17 protein-coding genes are annotated in these 18,254 nt (G+C 38.9%); 9 read left to right on the top strand and 8 right to left on the bottom strand.

The window, feature by feature from the left end; all coding sequences use genetic code 11:
- The first annotated feature begins 91 nt into the window (after positions 1 to 91).
- Positions 92 to 874, top strand: coding sequence for an outer membrane protein OmpK (locus QL229_RS09685; RefSeq protein WP_135924253.1), 783 nt, complete (start codon positions 92 to 94; stop codon positions 872 to 874).
- A 163-nt stretch (positions 875 to 1,037) separates the two neighbouring features.
- Positions 1,038 to 1,403 carry a hypothetical protein gene (locus tag QL229_RS09680; RefSeq protein WP_138557657.1) on the top strand — a complete coding sequence of 122 codons (366 nt, stop codon included), beginning with the start codon at positions 1,038 to 1,040 and terminating at the stop codon, positions 1,401 to 1,403.
- Here the strand turns inward: QL229_RS09680 and QL229_RS09675 are convergent, their stop codons facing one another.
- A complete protein-coding gene (locus tag QL229_RS09675) occupies positions 1,404 to 2,201 on the bottom strand; it encodes a M48 family metallopeptidase (protein ID WP_135924251.1) in 798 nt (265 codons plus the stop codon). It lies immediately after the preceding gene.
- Between the two features lie 192 nt (positions 2,202 to 2,393).
- Here QL229_RS09675 and QL229_RS09670 point away from each other — a divergent pair, with 192 nt between their 5' ends.
- Positions 2,394 to 3,584: a Bcr/CflA family efflux MFS transporter gene (locus QL229_RS09670; RefSeq protein ID WP_281546810.1), complete on the top strand. Its 1,191-nt coding sequence runs from the start codon at positions 2,394 to 2,396 to the stop codon at positions 3,582 to 3,584.
- A 67-nt stretch (positions 3,585 to 3,651) separates the two neighbouring features.
- Here QL229_RS09670 and grpE read toward each other — a convergent pair whose 3' ends face one another.
- Together grpE and QL229_RS09660 are read right to left on the bottom strand one after the other, a co-directional pair.
- A complete protein-coding gene (grpE, locus tag QL229_RS09665; RefSeq protein ID WP_135924249.1) occupies positions 3,652 to 4,260 on the bottom strand; it encodes a nucleotide exchange factor GrpE in 609 nt (202 codons plus the stop codon).
- 58 nt (positions 4,261 to 4,318) lie between these two features.
- Positions 4,319 to 5,263: an HrcA family transcriptional regulator gene (locus QL229_RS09660; RefSeq protein ID WP_135924248.1), complete on the bottom strand. Its 945-nt coding sequence runs from the start codon at positions 5,261 to 5,263 to the stop codon at positions 4,319 to 4,321.
- Positions 5,264 to 5,383: 120 nt separating this feature from the next.
- Between QL229_RS09660 and nadK the strand changes: the two genes are divergently transcribed.
- The 4 genes from nadK to QL229_RS09640 all read left to right on the top strand — a co-directional run bounded on the left by nadK (position 5,384) and on the right by QL229_RS09640 (position 9,120).
- Complete coding sequence (gene nadK, locus QL229_RS09655) at positions 5,384 to 6,268, top strand: NAD(+) kinase (RefSeq protein WP_135924247.1); 885 nt, start codon at positions 5,384 to 5,386, stop codon at positions 6,266 to 6,268.
- A 95-nt stretch (positions 6,269 to 6,363) separates the two neighbouring features.
- Entirely contained in the window at positions 6,364 to 6,927 is a 564-nt protein-coding gene (locus QL229_RS09650) for a hypothetical protein (RefSeq protein ID WP_135924246.1), read from the top strand.
- A 67-nt stretch (positions 6,928 to 6,994) separates the two neighbouring features.
- Positions 6,995 to 8,668 carry a DNA repair protein RecN gene (gene recN, locus QL229_RS09645; RefSeq protein ID WP_135924245.1) on the top strand — a complete coding sequence of 558 codons (1,674 nt, stop codon included), beginning with the start codon at positions 6,995 to 6,997 and terminating at the stop codon, positions 8,666 to 8,668.
- A gap of 53 nt (positions 8,669 to 8,721) precedes the next feature.
- Positions 8,722 to 9,120, top strand: a complete 399-nt coding sequence (locus tag QL229_RS09640; protein ID WP_135924244.1) for a hypothetical protein — start codon at positions 8,722 to 8,724, stop codon at positions 9,118 to 9,120.
- Between the two features lie 65 nt (positions 9,121 to 9,185).
- Here the strand turns inward: QL229_RS09640 and QL229_RS09635 are convergent, their stop codons facing one another.
- Entirely contained in the window at positions 9,186 to 10,781 is a 1,596-nt protein-coding gene (locus tag QL229_RS09635) for a hypothetical protein (protein WP_281546809.1), read from the bottom strand.
- 347 nt (positions 10,782 to 11,128) lie between these two features.
- A complete protein-coding gene (locus tag QL229_RS09630) occupies positions 11,129 to 12,724 on the bottom strand; it encodes a hypothetical protein (RefSeq protein ID WP_281546808.1) in 1,596 nt (531 codons plus the stop codon).
- A 313-nt stretch (positions 12,725 to 13,037) separates the two neighbouring features.
- Between QL229_RS09630 and QL229_RS09625 the strand changes: the two genes are divergently transcribed.
- Together QL229_RS09625 and QL229_RS09620 are read left to right on the top strand one after the other, a co-directional pair.
- Positions 13,038 to 15,080 (top strand): ATP-binding protein, encoded by a 2,043-nt coding sequence (locus QL229_RS09625; protein WP_138557909.1) that lies wholly within the window; start codon positions 13,038 to 13,040, stop codon positions 15,078 to 15,080.
- Between the two features lie 72 nt (positions 15,081 to 15,152).
- Positions 15,153 to 15,620, top strand: a complete 468-nt coding sequence (locus tag QL229_RS09620; protein WP_138557910.1) for a hypothetical protein — start codon at positions 15,153 to 15,155, stop codon at positions 15,618 to 15,620.
- A 17-nt stretch (positions 15,621 to 15,637) separates the two neighbouring features.
- Here the strand turns inward: QL229_RS09620 and QL229_RS09615 are convergent, their stop codons facing one another.
- The 3 genes from QL229_RS09615 to QL229_RS09605 form a co-directional block, all read right to left on the bottom strand.
- Positions 15,638 to 16,324, bottom strand: a complete 687-nt coding sequence (locus tag QL229_RS09615; RefSeq protein WP_281546807.1) for a response regulator — start codon at positions 16,322 to 16,324, stop codon at positions 15,638 to 15,640.
- A gap of 2 nt (positions 16,325 to 16,326) precedes the next feature.
- Complete coding sequence (locus QL229_RS09610; RefSeq protein ID WP_240704511.1) at positions 16,327 to 16,662, bottom strand: hypothetical protein; 336 nt, start codon at positions 16,660 to 16,662, stop codon at positions 16,327 to 16,329.
- A gap of 168 nt (positions 16,663 to 16,830) precedes the next feature.
- Positions 16,831 to 18,246 (bottom strand): FAD-dependent oxidoreductase, encoded by a 1,416-nt coding sequence (locus QL229_RS09605; protein WP_135924238.1) that lies wholly within the window; start codon positions 18,244 to 18,246, stop codon positions 16,831 to 16,833.
- Positions 18,247 to 18,254 lie beyond the last annotated feature (8 nt).

The raw sequence follows: 18,254 nt of genomic DNA, 5'->3' as shown, positions 1-18,254 counted from the left end.
GTTAAATAATTTTTGCCAAGATACGCCCAATTTAGGGCGTATCTGCTATAATCCTGCCTTTGTATCCCCTTTACACCATCAATATTGAGATATGAACTTGAAAAAGATCCTTTCTGTTGCTGCGCTATGTGCAGTAAGTACTTCAGGCTATGCCGCTAATTGGAGCTCTACGCAATTACACGTTAATAACGGTGAACACAAAAATCCGTTTTCATTAACTAAGTCAAATACCACGGTTGTTTCATTGCAACACGCTTCTGGTTACGACTATGGTGATAACTTCTTTTTTATTGATTACAGCAATGACGACCGTCAAGATGGCTATCAAGACAAAGACTTTTATGGCGAGTGGTATTCAACATTTAGCTTATCAAAAATCTCTGGCAATGACTTTTCATACGGCGCAATTGCCGATGTAGGCTTAACAGCAGGTTTTAATGCAGCGGGTGACGCAAAAGTACTGAAATATTTACCAGGTGTAAAATTGAGCTGGCAAGCTCCGGGCTTTAGCTTTTTATCTACCCTATTCACCGCTTACATTGATGACAGTGAAGGCGTAGCACGTGGTGGCGCACCAACTGAATCAAACAGCTGGATGATTGATGTTGCATGGGGTTACCCATTTACTATTGGCTCACAAAAGTTCAATGTAACAGGCCATGTTGAATACATCGCTGAACGTGAAAATGAATTTGGTGAAGATGTAAAAGCGTGGATTTTAGCACAGCCAATCATTACTTGGGATTTAGGTCATGCAATGAGCATGAAAGAAAATACGCTACTACTAGGTCTTGAGTGGCAATACTGGCACAACAAGCTAGGTACAGACACTACTGAGTCAGTACCACAACTTCACGTTGAGTGGACGTTTTAACTAGTTGCTAAGTTGCTAGTTGCTAGTTGCTAGTTGCTAGTTGCTAGTTGCTAGTTATCAAATTAAAGCCTGCAGTTATCTAAACTACAGGCTTTTTAAATTTTAGAGTAAAATTTGACATACATTCGATCGTGGTTCTACAGTTAGATTTTAGGAGAACCTCATGAATAAATCATTTATCATTAGTAGCTTACTAGCTTTAACTACTTCTTTCCTAGCCAATACAACTGAGCTTAAACCTGCAATAAAATGCGGTTTACCAAAACCTTACTCAATGCCAAAACTTGATCAAGTTACTTACGACGGAAAAGCCTGTTTTTGCCAAGAAAATGATTGTAATTGGAAAGATATAGATATTACTCTTTTAATTGAGGGTATAGCTATGGTTAGTCTGGCGCAAAAATGTGGTATTCCTGAGCAGCTATCCGCTCCTTCAATCGAGCAGACAACTTACCCAGGAAAAGTGTGTATTTATGAGAATAAAAAATATTATTGGCAAAATGTTGATATTCAACCTTTGCTCTATTGATCATAATTTACACTGCGGGGTTTTCCCTTTCGCTCTAGCCGCTTGTTGAGCTTTTAATGCATCTGACATGTGCTTTTGAAGCTCTTTAATTCGGTTACCCGGAGCTGGGTGAGTCGACATAAACTCGGGTGTACCACTACTACCTGCTGCACTCATATTTTGCCAAAGAGATACTGATTGCTCAGGGTTAAATCCTGCTTTTGCCATTAAATCAAGACCTACAATATCTGCCTCTGATTCATGTGAGCGACTAAATGGTAATACCACCCCATATTGTGCGCCTAAACCCAAAGCCTGCATGATTTCGCCTCGATATTGCACATTCCCCATATCAAGTGCCGCACCACCAACTTGTAAGCCAGTTTGTAAAAGTGCATTCTGTGAAACACGTTCATTTGAATGCTCAGCTATCACGTGTGCAACTTCATGACCTAAAACAGTAGCAAGTTGGTCTTGGTTTACCGCTACTTTTAATAAACCAGTATGAACCCCGATATAACCGCCCGGTAAGGCGAATGCATTTGCAGAATCGTCTTCAAATACTACAACTTCCCAAGACTGTTTTGCATACTCATTTGGCAGTACAGAAATTACATCATCGGCAATACACTTAACATAGCTATTAACTCGTGGGTCTTTATTAACTGGCTGCGTTTTTTTCATTTCTGCAAAACTGGCTTGTCCCATTTGATTCATTTGTTGATCAGAGTAAAGCGCAATTTGCGTGCGTCCTGTTGGTGAGGTTTTACAACCAGCTAAAACAGCGGTAGCTAACACTGCCATCAATAACTTTTTCATACGAATCCTTGAAATACTTGGTGCAATAATCGCTAATATAGCAAAGCATTGCTTAATTTTATATGAAAATGAACGACCTCATTATCAGTTGTTATTTTTTCGTTAATTCTTTTACTTAGCAGGCAAACTAAGTTCACCACAGGGGTTCACACTGCTACAATAGTGACCTAACTTTCGATTAATGAGTAACCAATGCCTTCCCCAGAGATTTTAAATAAACGCATTTTATTACCGTTACTGGCAAGTATTGTTGCAATTACCCCTCTTGCCATAGATTTATACCTACCTGCAATGCTGGTAATTGCAAACGACTTGCAAACGACGATGCCAAATGTGCAAATTTCACTAAGCATTTATCTTGCAGGTTACGCCCTTGGCATGTTGTTTTTTGGTCCAATTGCCGATGAGCTTGGCAGACGACTACTTGCTAAAGTAGGCTTAAGTTTATTTGGTATTAGTTCATTGGCTCTGGCATTTTGCCAAAATATTGAATTGTTTTGGTCTTTAAGAGCCATTCAAGCTTTTACCGGTGCTGCTGCGACGGTTGTAGTGCCTGGGATCATTCGCCATATTTACCGCGAAAATACCGCTAAAGGTATGTCGTATGTGTCTATGATTATGATGGTGGCTCCACTGATAGCCCCTACCCTTGGCTCACTCATTATGGGCATCTCAACCTGGCAGGTTATTTTTATCGTTCTAGCAGGCTATAGCTTTACAATTTTAGCCTTAGTCCAAATACATTTGATCGATATTCCTATATTTAAAAGTAAACAGCGCGGTTTAGCATTGTTTTTCAATAGTTATAAAACGGTATTTTCACGCCGCAGCGCACTTGCCGATATTGCCAGCTCAATGTTTGCCTCATTCGCATTCTTTTGCTTTTTAACATCAGTGCCTTATGTATATCTCGATTTCTTCAAAGTAGATGAGCAATTGTTCGGTGTGCTATTTGCTTTTAACGTGTTGGCTTTAATGTTCGGTAACTTTATGAATACACGTTTAGTGCCACGTTTAGGCTCTCGTAAACTTTTATTTATTGGCCTTGGCATTGGCTTTGTTGCTGGCGGGGCATTGTTATTATTCAGTGTGATGCATTTATCGCTATATTTCATCGTTGCCACCATTGCACCATTAATGATGAGCTTAGGTATTGTAGCGAGTAATGCAGACTCATTGATTCTCATGCAATTTGAAGAAAAGTCAGGTACTGCAACAGCTGTTATTGGTACACTGAGATTCGGTAGTGGTGCTTTAGTTGGGCCTATCCTTGCTTTTGTTCATCCACAAAGTGCTATTCCATTTTCTGCGATGATGTTCAGCGCACTGATACTGATATTACTTGTACAGCTTTGGCATCGAAAACGATACCAATCGAGTTAAATACTTAAACATTATTGGTAAAAAAAATGCCTGTTATTAACAGGCATTTTTTGTATCTCTTTAAAGCTTATTCAGCTTCTTTAGATACCATAACCATTGCAGGGCGTAATAAACGGCCATTTAATGTGTAACCTTTCTGCATTACTGCAAGAACAGTATTAGGCGCTACATCATTGCTTGGCTGAATTGACATTGCTTGATGGAATTCAGGGTTAAATTGTTCACCCTGTGGGTTAACAATTTCAACACCGAATTTTGATACCGCATCATTAAAGCTTTTAACAGTCATTTCGATACCTTCAAGCACAGGCTTAAGCTGCTCATTTTCTTTATCAGAAAACTCAATTGCACGCTCTAGGTTATCGATAACAGGTAGTAATTCGTTAGCAAACTTTTCAAGTGCAAACTTATGTGCTTTTTCTACATCTTGAGCGGCACGACGACGCATGTTCTCAACATCTGCTGCAGCACGAACAACACTGTCTTTTTGATCGTTTATAGTTTGCTTAGCAGCTTCTAACTCGCTGTGCAGTAGCGCGATTTCTGCTTCAGGGCTCATTTCTTCGCCTTCAACTTGCTCTGCTGCTTCAACGGCTGCATCAACATCCGCTTGCATTTGTTCAAATTCTTCGTTTAGTTCAACTTCTTGCTCTGGTGATTTTGTCTGCTCAGACATAGCTTACATGCTCCAATTCTTTACAACTGCGGTAATTATGGGGATTGAATAAAAAGATTCAAGAGGCTGATGAGCCGATTAACTCAAATTCTTGGATGATTGCTTCAATTTGTGCTGATTTTGGACAAATAACACAAAACCGACTCTGATATTCTTGGTTATTAAAGTACGGAACACTGATAACCATAAGCTCATCACAATCAGTAAATGGTAGTTGTTCTGTATTAAGAACCGATAAACCATTTTTAAATGCCAACTTATCTTCAACGAAATTTAAAAATGATACTCCAATATTAAGACTGGTTTGGCAATCAACTTGGCGATAAAGATAATTTTCGCCCACCACAATGCTATTATCAGAGCCCAGTTTTTGACTTAACTGTCTTGTCCATTGTGTGAGTGAATCATGACAATTATGCGGTGCAGTGTTGGCCATCGCCTGCATGCGATACAATCCTTCCATCAGGGTTTGTTGACTGAACACCGTGTTTAGCCAAGTCGCAAATTGATAACGCACAGCATCACTTGAATCCTCAGGTTTAGTGATACAAATATTGTGGCTTTGCCCTGCTCTATCAAGCAACAAAATAAGCCAGTTGCTAGCATCAAAATCAAGTACTTCAACACGAAAAACCAGTTGTGAACTTACCTGTGGCAAGCCAACACAACAACAGACCTTGTAACGTTGACTCAAGCCATGAGCTAATTCAACAAGCTGGGCTTGCTGTGGTTGCCAATAAGTTGCAATTTGCGGTAACTCAAAAAACTCTGACAGCCAATATTCAAACCCTTCATTGGTGGGTACACGGCCAGCAGATGTATGAGGTGAATATAATAAGCCCTCTTTTTCGAGACGTGCCATCGCATTACGCACCGTCGCTGAGCACACAGCCATGCCTTTTTGTTTAGCAATTCGTGATGAAGCAACAGGCAACCCTTCACCATTACAATAAAGGCTCATTACTGCTGAAAATATTTGTTGGTCACGCGGATTTAATTTCATAATTAATACATCTTGCTCCTTGGCCTTTGATATTTGGGCGCTGCAAGTTTATTTCAAGTTATTTTCAAAGCATTAATTTTTAATGTAACCTATTGCTATGAAAGTTTAAGTGCAATTAACATGGATTCACCGTTCAAGACCATAGGTTTGATTGGCAAACCTAATCACAGCGCCGCAGCCACGACCCTGCAACGCCTTCATACTTTTTTACTTGCCTTAGGCTTTGAAGTGCTCGTCGAGCAACGAACTGGTCGCCAACTTGACAACGTACCAGCCGAAAACTTAGTTAAGTTAGTTGATTTAGGTGAGCGGGCAGATTTAGCCATTGTTGTTGGCGGCGATGGAAACATGCTTGGTGCTGCTCGCGTTCTTGCGCGCTTTGATGTTGCAGTTATTGGTGTAAACAGAGGTAACTTAGGCTTTTTAACTGATTTAAACCCAGAAGGTTTTGAAGCAAGTCTTGAACACGTCCTGAGCGGACAATTTATCGAAGAAAAACGCTTTTTATTAGAAGTTGAAGTCTATCGTCATGCCGAACTTAAGAGTGCGAATTTGGCGGTTAATGAAGCTGTTCTTCATGCCGATAAAGTTGCCCATATGATTGAGTTTGAAGCCTTTATTAACAACGATTTTGTGTTCTCACAGCGCTCAGACGGCTTAATTGTCTCAACACCAACAGGCTCAACTGCTTATTCATTATCGGGTGGCGGGCCTATTCTAACACCTGAGCTGAACGCAATTTCATTAGTACCAATGTTCCCACATACTTTATCAAGTCGTCCCCTAGTGGTTGATGCCGATAACGAAGTGCGCTTAAAGCTCAGCCTCGAAAATACCGACAGTCTGCAAGTAAGCTGCGACAGTCATGTGGTTTTGGCGGTATTGCCCGGAGATGAAGTGGTTATCAAAAAAGCCGATAAACACTTGCGCTTAATTCACCCTAAAGACTATTCCTACTATGATGTTTTGAGAAAAAAACTTAATTGGGGAAGTCGGCTATTTTAAATAGCAATTTTTATCTTAAATAATTGCCAAGGCAGATTGATTAGCGCAAAATAATCATACTTAATGCTGTAATTTTTTAAGGATACTTCACCGAAATGAGCTATATCGTTTTTCTTGCTCTGTTATTACTTATCACCTTGCTAGGGTGTTACTGGATGGTTGAAAGCAACCGTCGTAAAGCGATTGAGGCTGAAAAGAAACGTTTTAACCAACGTGTAAAAGAAATTAATAATGACTTTAAAAGCAAGTTGATTGACTTTAGCGAAGGCAAACTTATTCGTCCGAAAAATGTTTCGCGTTTAAGTCAAATTACGAGTAACTTTTTTGTTGTTCAAGCTCATAATGAAGAAAACCTTGCTCACCTTGAATACATCAGTGATTTATTGATAAATACCATCATAATGGAAGCGAGCAAAGCGCAGACACCAGAAGAATTAGATCAATTAGCTGACCGCCTTCAATATTTCATGGCTGAACTTCCTTACAATGGCATCGAGTACAACAAGTCATTTTATCAGGAATCTTTGCCGTCGCTAATTGAAGTCATCAAGTATCAGCCGCCGACAATGCCCTCAGATGAACAAGCAAAAGAGCTGAACTCATCGAATCCAAAAGACATAAACCAAGAAAATCAGAACGCAGAATTAAGCAAAGTTTAAAATTTAATTTGCAAAACCCAAAAACACTGTATAAATTAACAGTTAATTAGCTGGGTGGATAAACAGTATGTTAATTGGGTTAGAAATTAAAAATTTTGCCATCGTCAGTAACTTGAGTACTGAGTGGCACAATGGCATGACCGCCATTACAGGTGAAACCGGCGCAGGTAAATCAATTGCCATCGACGCGCTATCATTGTGCCTTGGTGAACGAGCTGATGCAGCTGCGGTTCGCCCAGGCTCTGAACGTGCAGAGATCTGCGCTGAGTTTGATATTAGCCAACTTCCGCTCGCCCAACAGTTTTTAGAACAGCATTTACTTTCAAATAACGACGGCGAGTGTTTGCTGCGTCGAGTTATTTGTAAAAATGGCCGCAGCAAAAGCTATATTAATGGCAGCTCAGTAACCGCTGCGCAATTAAAAGAGTTAGGTCAGTATTTAATTTCAATTCATGGTCAACATGCCCATCAGCACTTGTTAAAGTCTGAGCATCAATTACATTTACTTGATGCTTATGCAGGCCACAACCAGCTATTAACTGATGTTAAAGAGCGCTACAAAGCTTACCAAGCATTACTCAAAGAATTTAATCATTTAGAGCAGCAGCAACAGCAACAAGCAGCTCAAAAACAGTTATTAGAGTATCAGGTGGCTGAACTTGATGAATTTGCTTTACAACCGGGTGAATTTGAGGAGATTGAAGCTGAGCATCACAAACTAAGTCATAGCCAAACTATCTTAGAGTCATGCCAGCGTGAGCTACAACACTTATACGAAAGTGACGAGCTAAGTGCTTGTTCAATGTTGCAACACAGTGCGCAGCAATTTGCTGAGCTTGCTAGTTATGATGAAAGTTTGTCGAGCATTGCAGCGCTACTTAGCGAGGCTGCTGTACAAGTTGAAGAAGCAAGCCGTGAAATTCGTAGTTATGTCGATGTAACTGACTTAGACCCCGCTCGCTTAGATGAAGTTGAAACACGGTTAACAGGTATTATGGACCTTGCCCGCAAGCACCATATAAAACCAGAAGAGTTAGTTGAGTTTCATCAATCTATCAGTGAAGAGTTAGCATCAATCAGCTATAACAGTGACCGTTTAGGTGCGCTTGAAAGTGAAATTGATGATGCGCTTGAGCAATACAAACAAGCAGCTCAACTATTAAGTGAAAGCCGTCATAGTTACGCACAAACACTTAACCAATTAATTAGCGATAGCATGGCGAACTTGTCGATGGAAAATGGCAAGTTTGCGATTGATATTCAGCAAGCCACCGATAAAGCACCAAGCTCAATGGGCTTTGATATGGTTTCGTTTTTAGTATCAACTAACCCAGGTCAACCAATGCAAGCACTTTCTAAGGTGGCCTCGGGTGGTGAACTATCACGTATTAGTTTAGCGATTCAGGTTATTATTGCTCAACGTGTTACAACGCCAACACTAATTTTCGATGAAGTCGATGTGGGTATTTCTGGCCCAACCGCTTCAGCCGTTGGTAAACTTTTACGCCAACTCGGTAAATCGACACAAGTTATTTGTGTAACTCACTTGCCGCAAGTAGCAAGCTCTGGGCATCAACAATTTTTTGTTGCAAAAGAAATTGCAGACGGCGAAACCTATACGCAAATGAATAAGCTTACAAAAGAAGGCCGTATTGATGAAATAGCCCGGCTACTCGCTGGCGATAACATCAGTAAAATGGCAAGAGCCAATGCAAAAGAGCTCATAAACGCGCATGCCTAATTTGAATGCTTGGGTGTTTAGCTGCTAAAGATTTATTAGTTTAGAGTTTATGAATGAATATTAAAAATATGTTTATCACTGTGGTGCTTGGATTGGTTGCCTTAAGCTCTAACCATTCACAAGGTGCAACAGCTGCTCCGCCTTCTCAAAGCGCTCAGTTATTCGTTACGTTAATTGAATGTATATTATTTATACTCCCCACTACCGCATTTTTACTGATTGTTTGGAGTCGTTGGAAACATTTACGCTTTAAGCAGTTATTACAAACTGCATTAAATTCGTCATTGCTTTTGATGCTAATGAGCTTGGTAACGGTCAGTCTTTTAGCACAAAGTATTTCACCATGGATAATTGTGCTTGCAAGCTGCCATGTATTATTGGTGGGAGTTAATTATTTATTAGTTAAACAGCACACCAATAGAGTGAAAAACACCTTAACTGGTTGCTGGTGAATAATTTTATATTAAAAATCGCGAAGCACTTAAAGCTTCGCGATTTTTGCATAACCAGCAAATAGTTAGTCTATTTCACTGGCATAGTTAAACAGATTCATTAGTAGTCGGTCTGCCATACTGGTAACCGTAGGGCCTTGAGTGATGTTTTCTGCTTTATGTTGAAGTGTAAGCATACCGCTATCAGCCAAGATGATATCGCCTGTTGCAGGGTCTTTTACAATAGTTGGTAAGCCTTGTTGATTTACAGCTAAAATTTGTGCTCCAGCTGGCATCTGAGAAAAATAACCTCTTGCACTTCCAGCCTGATAAAACTCAGTTACCTCTCCAAATGGTCCTTCAAAAATTCTTTGTTGTTCTTGAGAACCTACACCATCAGGGTTTGGTTTACTTGGCCCATCCACATAACCATTGGCTGTTACCCTATAGCCCCATTTTGGATAAATCTTCTCTTCAGGGTAATCAGCATCACCTGCGATAATTGCGACATTACCCTTTTTTAGTGACCAATTATATGCTTCATTAAGTTCTGCATCAGTGAAATTACTCAATCTGAAGCTACCTATAAAAAAGATATCTGTATTGTAATTATCTAGTGCTTGTTCGGTAATTGAATTTGACGCTGCAAAGTCATGATTTATTGAAATTGGTTTATTAATTACACCATTTTCACCAAAATTTGCTGCACTTGTTAGTTTTTCTAAAGACCACTCCATTAACCAACCATTAAGCGTATAACCAGCCCAAGTTGCTTGTCTGGCTTGATCGATACTCGTGATAACGATTGACTCTGATTCTACGCTACAAATTGGCTCAGCATAACAAGCAACTGGTTTTAGTGTATTAACTGCTAAATCATTTATGCGCATTGGATAGGAGGCTACTTCACATGTTTTACCCGTGTCTATAGATGCCTTATATAACTTAGTTACGTTGTAATTACCTTGATCGTTAATCACTTCACGAGAAATAAGCAGCTCACCATTTTGATCAAGCGCAGCGCCTGTTACTGTAGTTAAACCATGTTCTGACTTTTTCGATAGTTCAAGTGTAGAGAGATCTAATGAGAAAATACTGGTTGCAGAAACTAAGTACACTTCCCCGTTTTTAACAACCATATCACCGCGTAATATATCTGAGCTATTACCATAGCCAGTCATATTACCTACAAACTGGGTCTCGCCAGAATCAAGATAAATAATATAGAACTTACTCCCTTTAGAGCCATAAATAACATCACGGTCTGGATCATACGCTAAACGTGTCATTGGGCTTGTTCGGGCAACTTCTGTGTGCGTATTTGTCTGCATATCAACGTAGGCTAATTTAGTGTATTTATACTTTTCGCCTTTAATCGGTAAGTCTTTCAATTCATCATCAGATAAATTCAATGAACTTGGGTCTAACTTATAAGTTAAAGCCCGTGGTGCTGACACATAATATAGACGATTACGAGTACTATCGAATGCCATTGCCGCTGAAGAAAACTTCGCTTTTGAGTGAATTGCTGCCGTTTTTGCTTGCTCATCAAGCGAAAACACAACACCTAAATGACCTCGGCCAGAGTTAATACCATACAGCTCACCAGTACACATGTTTGCATAGGCACCTGACGAGAGAGCGCTGCAAAGTGTCATTATCGAAAAAATAGACTTTTTCATTTTATATTCACCTGAAAAATAAAACCAAACCTTATTTACTACTAATTGAAAATAAGAAAGGTAATAAATGTTAATTTTTATTTAAATACTACAAAGGCGAATATTTACTTTTAAATCATTACAACGCAATAGGAAAACCCTTATTTTTAGAGAGAACAATAAAAACAGATGATTAAAAACTAAAAAAGAAAAACATTAATATTAAGTAAAAATATAAAATAGAGAAGGAGAGAAAAAATAAATTGAGGAGCTATAAGATTAAACGTTTAAATAATGTATAAAATGAAGTTTTCATATAATTAACCATCGTAAAGTGATTTACTTCACGATGGTTAAAATGTAGCTAATTAATCTATATCACTAGCGTAATTAATTAAGTTTAAGAATAAGCGGTCTGCCATGCTAGACACACCTGTACCTGAGGTGTAATTTTCAGCTTTGTCTTGAGAGTTAACAATACCGCTATCAGACAATAAAATATCACCAGTAGCTGAGTCTTTTACTATCGTTGGCAAGCCATCTTGATTAACTGCTAATACTTGCGTACCTGCAGGCATTTCAGAAAAATATCCTTTAGCACCACCCGCTTGATAGAAACTCGTTACACCACCAAATGGACCCGCGAAAATAGCTTGTTGAGCTTGAGTATTAACACCATCAGGGTTTTGAGTATTTGGCCCATCTACATAACCATTACGAGTAACTGTATAACCCCATTTGGCATAGACTTTTTCATTCGGCATATCAGAATCAGCCGCAATAATAGTTACATTGCCAGATTTTTTTGACCAATTGTAAAGCTCTGCAAGTTCAGCATCTGTAAAATCGGTGTCATGAAAACTTCCCATAAAAAAGATATCTGTATTGTAATCATCAATAGCAGCTTCAGTAATTGAGTTTGCAGCAGCAAAATCATGATTTATTGAAACCGTTTTATTAACAATACCGTCTTCACCAAAGTTTGCTGAACTAGTCAGTTTTGCTATTGGTTTATCAAATAAGTAGGCATTTAAAGTATAGTTTTGCCAAGTTGCCTTTCTATTTTTATCAATACTGGTGATAACTAGTGGCTGAGCACCAATACTACAAGTTGGCTGGCTATAACACGCGACTGGCTTAAGTGTGTTTAACGCTAAATCATTAATTCGCATTGGGTATGTACCCATTGCGCAGGTTTTGCCCGTTTCAATCGACGCTTTATACAACTTCGTAATGTTATAATTACCTTGATCGTTAATAACTTCTCGTGAAATTAATAACTCTCCATTTTGGTCTAGCGCAGCACCGGTTACTGTTGTTAAACCATGTTCAGACTTTTTCGATAATTCAAGTGTAGAAAGATCCAATGAAAAGATACTGGTTGCAGAAACCAAATACACTTCACCGTTTTTTACAACCATATCACCGCGAAGAATATCTGAGCTATTGCCATAGCCAGTCATATTACCTAGGAACTGCGTCTCACCTGACTCAGGAGAAATAACATAAAGTTTACTGCCTTTTGAGCCATAAATAACATCGCGATTTGGATCATACGCTAAACGAGTCATCGGATTAGATCGATTAAGAACAGTGTGTTCTTTTGTATCCATATCTACATAAGCAATACGAGTATATTTATACTTTTCACTTTGTATCGGCAGGTCAGCAAGTTCATGGCTCGCTAAATTAAATTCACTTACATCTAACTTATATGAAAGCGGTCGTGGAGCTGCTACGTAATAAAGTCGGTTTCTTGTGCTATCAAATGCTATCGCTGCAGATGAAAACGCAGCTTTTGAATGAACAGCTGCGCTTTGCGCTTGTTCATCTATTGAAAAAACGAATCCTAAATGACCTCGACCAGAGTTAATACCATATAACTCGCCCGTGCAGTTATTTGCCGAGGCATGTGATGCAAGTACCCCACATGCTACCAATATAGATAAAATAGATTTTTTCATTGTATTTTCGCCTGAAGAATTAATCAAAACTTTATTACTAGCAAAAATGATAAATAAATTATTTATTATTATGCCAATTGTGTATAAATTACATCCAGCTTGATTTTAGGCTTCAGATATCTGAAAACAATCAGAAATTTTTGATAATGAGACAAAAAGGTGAAAAATAATAACATGTAAGGTTTAAACAGATTAATAGCAATCCTTTTTCACTAAACAATATGAAATAACGAAAAACGTTAACTAATAACTCCATAATTTCTACACATTTTCTCGTTAGTATGCGTACACATTAAGCCCATTCTAACCTCTAATGAAATACTCTTTACTTATCGCTATTTATTTTTTGTCATGCGCAAGTGTAGCAACCACACTGCCAAGTTCTCTATTAAATCAAGTCACTGACCTTGAAAACCAAGGAAAAATCAGTGAAGCCCTCACAATTCTTGAGCAATACAAAGATCATAATAGCACTTCATCAACCTATGATGTTGCCATGGCTCAAGCGCCACTTTTACGTAAAAAAGGTCATTACAACGAGGCGATTGAACTGTTACTGCCATTACAAAAAATTGCTAATTTGAGTAAAGAGGATCAATACCAGATCCAAAAAGAGTTGGGGATCAACTACCGCCGCAAAGTAAAAACAATTGAAGCAAAGAAGCACTACATGGCAGCCTTAGCGCTTGCAAACGAACTTGAAGACAAAAATCTACAAGCACAAAGCCATAGCAATTTAGGTTCGCTATACGACACACTTAATGATCTTGAACAATCAATGCACCATCAAGTAAAAGCACAAGGCTTGTTAGAAAACAGCGATAATTATGAACTGGTTGCCACTAACTTTTATAACTTAGCAAACCTTGCTCAAAGACTTGATGACCTTTCTCAATCTGAGTACTTCTATAAAAAAGCGCTTGAGTTTGATATTAAAACCAAAAACCAAATGAATATTGCAGACACCAGCTTACAACTTGCCAAGTTAGTGTATAAACGAGGTGACTTAGAGCAGGCGCTCCCCTTATTAAATAACGCCTATACCCGTTTAGCCGACGTCAACGCCTATGAGAATATGGCTACCGCGAAACATACGCTAATGCAATTGTATTTAAAAATAGACAACCAACATATGGCGCTCAGTAGTGCTGAATCAGGGTTAAATGCTGCGCTTAAGTCTGGCTCGACATTAAGCAAAATTTACTCTTACTTTAATTTAATCGAACTACATCTAGCACTAAAAAACCCTATATTGATTAACCTTTATTTAAGTAACACAAAAGAACTACTCGCTGATATTGATAACCGCTTATTGAATCAAAAACAGCACGGTTATACCGCGATTTATGCTGAACTTATCGGTGATTACAAACTAGCAGCTGAGCAGCTAAAACTTAAAAACACACTTGCCGAGTCGTTGTTTGAAGAGCATTTAAATCAAGCTGTTGAAAAGAACAAAAAACAATTAACAGCAATCGAGCAACAGCAGCGCATTGATGATGAGATACAAAAAAACAAACTCGCTACAGCTCAAATGAATAATCAGCGATTAGAAAAACAGATATGGCTGTTATCAGCCGGCATTGTTTTATTGTTCAGTACGCTTGCCTTAGTGCTGTATTACTTTAAGCATCGAAAAGCTCTATTTAAAGCAAAGCTATATCAATATAGCTTGATTGAAAAAGACAAAATGCTTGCAGATATATCCCATGAATTACGCACACCACTGAGTGTATTAAAACTGCATATCGAAGCGCTGGAACTCGATATTCAAGAAAACCGTGACCTAGCCTACAGCAAAATTAATGGCAAGATAGCACAGCTGAATAACTTGATATCCGATGTATATCAGTTATCTCAAGCTGAAAACAAAACCCTTACATTAAATCTTCAACAATATAATGCAGCACATATTTTTACTGAATACGAGCAAGACATGCGCCGCTATGTTTGCAGCCATCAACTCACATTTTTAGCTGACATTGTTATTGCTGAAGGAGTTGAAATCACGGTAGATAAGCAAAAGCTTGACCAAATTCTCAACAATATTTTTACTAACGCCTGCCTATACACAGACAGCCCTGGCCATGTTCGCCTTAAAGTAAGAGCAAACAACCAAGAGTTGTTTATTCAAGTTGATGATACCTCTCCTGGGGTAGGAAAAGCGCATATAGGCAAACTTTTCGACCGTTTATATCGTGTTGAAGAGTCTCGTAGCCGTGCATTAGGAGGTTCGGGTTTAGGGCTTTCGATCTGCCAAAGTTTTGTAGAGCTAATGTCTGGTAATATTAGCGCATTACCGGGTAAGTCAGGTGGTTTATGTATCAGGATTTTACTGCCTATAAGTAATAAATAAGCGCTTTCTTCTCCATTTTTTCACCACATTTTATTGCTTAAATAGCACTATAAACTACTGTGGAATGGAACCATGTCAGAGTCATTAAAACATGCTCAATGGGCTAAGTCTGTTGAGCGTAAACATCGTCAAAACAAAGTTAAAAAAACCAAAAAGTCTCATCTTCCTTTCAGTGCTGCTATCGCTAGCTTGCTATTAAGTGCTGGGCTTTATTATATAAGCTATGAAAAGCCAGTAGCGTCCCCTCCACTGTCTGAATCTGCAAAACAGCGTATATCACAGTTTTTTGCAAAACAGTTTTTATTAGGTCATTGGCGTTTAAACAAGATTAAATATTCAACTAATGCAATTCAAGTGTATGTACAAACGCCAACTCCAATTGCTCTTGAAGGTGAGGCGTTAAGCCAATATTTACATTACGCATTATGTCCACTTCCTAGTAAACAAATTTGGCAGGATATTCAATCCAGAGAGTTATCAGTGTACGTATTTAGCCATTCTGTTAGAAAAGGTGAACGTACCGTTTGCAATAAGGTGTGAAAGCGATGAACGCCAAATCAATTGATTTGACGTTCATCATAACGATAGCCTGCACCGTAAACAGAAGCGACTATCTTAGGAGAGAACTGTAAATTCTTTAGTTTTTTGCGGATGTTTTTGATATGGCTATCGATAACACGATCGGTAATGTCAAAGTTATTAGGTTGAATATGATCAAGTATCTGCTGCCTTGAGAAAACACGTTTTGGTGCTTTATATAAAAGCTTAAACACGTCAAATTCGACCTTAGTTAAACCGAGCGATACACCTTGAATTTCAACTTCTAAGGCATCTTCGTTTAGACAAATAGTAGCAGGCATCTCAGTTGGCTGCTGGGATATTGGTGTACATCGTCTTAAAATAGCCTTAACACGCATGACAAGCTCTGCGCCACTAAAAGGTTTACACACATAATCATCAGCACCATGCTCTAACCCTTTTAACCTATCAGCCTCTTCAACTTTAGCGGTTACCATAATAATGGGTACCATAGAAAAAGCGCGGATCTGCTTCATGCACTCCACGCCATCTAAATTAGGTAACATAACATCTAGAATTATTGCATCTGGATTATTCTCTTTGACCCACGACACCACGGCGCTGCCATCAGTAATGTGATGAGTAGTAAAGCCAGATGCATTGAAGAACAACAGCACTTGTTCTGCAATATCTAAGTCGTCTTCAACGACTAATATCTGCGACATTTTTATTTCCGTTTCATATTTTTTATTATTTTTAATTGCTTCCTAACCATCGCTTTAAACGCGTCTGATAAGGTTTCGTCTAATAAAACCATAGTCAGAATATCGTGCAGATCTTCACTTTTCATAACCTCATTAAGTAAATCATTTTCAGATTTTGAACTTGGTTGAAAACAGTTTAGTTGCTCATGATTAATGTGTTCGCAAAACATTTTCTTTTTTTCCATGTTGTTAGCATCAAATGTCCATACTGGATCCAAACTTCTTTGGAACATTAAAGCGTAACAATGTGGAGCAAATATGGAGCTAGCACTAAACTGCGAAGATAAATTAGAATCCAACCATTTTTACTGACTAATTATACGTTGCTGGTTATGATTTTTCATTTTCTTTATTGGGGATTACTCTCAACAAATCAAATGTTAGTTGAGGCGATGATTTTGCTTTGATTAAGCATAAAAAAAGCAAGCCATCGGCTTGCTTTCAAAATCGTACATTAAGTTAAGTAGTTATACGCCAAGATATTCCATTATACCTTCAGCTGCATTTCGGCCTTCGAAAATAGCTGTAACAACTAAATCTGAACCGCGAACTATATCACCACCCGCAAAGATTTTAGGGTTCGTTGTTTGGTGAGTAAATTCTCCTTGCTCAGGAGCATTAATGCCACCCCAATGATTGATTTCAACGCCATACGGCTCCAACCAATCCATTTTATGAGGTTTAAAACCAAATGCCATTAGCACTTTAGTTGCTTCAATAACATGTTCAGAACCGGCCACTTCTTCGGCACGACGACGGCCATTCTCATCTGGTTCACCCAACTGAGTTTTAACCATTTTTACGCCTGCAACTTTGCCTTGTTCGTCAACCACAATACCTTTAGGTTGAACGTTAAAGGTAAATTCAACACCCTCTTCACGGGCATTTTTAACTTCACGTTTTGAGCCTGGCATGTTTTCTTCGTCACGACGATAAGCACAAGTTACTTTTGTAGCACCTTGGCGAATAGAGGTTCTTACACAGTCCATTGCTGTATCACCACCGCCTAACACGACGACTTTTTCGTTAGCCATATCGATATAAGCTTGTTTGTCTTCGGCATAGCCCATAACACGATTGGTGTTACCGATTAAGAATGGTAGTGCATCAAACACACCATCAGCGTCTTCATTCTCAAGTCCTGCACGCATACTTTGATACGTACCAACACCTAAGAACACGGCATCATATTCAGCGAGTATTTCATCAAGGGTAACATCTACGCCAACCTCAGTGTTTAACTTAAACTCGACACCCATTTCAGTGAAAATTTCACGACGCTTTTGCATCACTTCTTTTTCAAGCTTGAATGAAGGAATACCAAACGTAAGAAGTCCGCCAATTTCTGGATGACGGTCAAACACCACAGGTTTTACACCGTTACGTACTAAAATATCCGCACAGCCCAGGCCTGCCGGGCCTGCACCAATAATTGCTACTTTTTTGTCAGACCAAACCACATACGACATATCTGGTTTCCAGCCCATCTTAAAGGCTGTATCTGTGATGTACTTTTCGATATTACCGATAGTAACAGCACCGAATTCCTCTTCAAGTGTACATGAGCCTTCACACAAACGGTCTTGTGGACAAACTCGTCCACACACCTCTGGTAAGCTGTTAGTACGGTGAGAAAGCTCTGCCGCTTCTAAAATACGGCCCGTACGAATGAGCTTTAACCATTGTGGAATATAGTTATGTACCGGACACTTCCATTCGCAATACGGGTTACCACAATCCAAACAGCGGTCCGCTTGTGAGTTTACTTGTGTCTCAGAAAACGGCTCGTAAATTTCGACGAAAGATTGCTTACGCGCTGAAATTGGCTTTTTACGCGGATCAACACGTTGTACATCGATAAACTGGTATACATTTTCGCTCATACTACCCC

The organism is Pseudoalteromonas sp. PAR1, from assembly GCF_947311895.1.
GTDB classification, from domain to species: domain Bacteria; phylum Pseudomonadota; class Gammaproteobacteria; order Enterobacterales; family Alteromonadaceae; genus Pseudoalteromonas; species Pseudoalteromonas lipolytica_C.
Note: the sequence above shows the minus strand (reverse complement) of the source record. Positions and strands in the feature narration are given on the sequence as shown.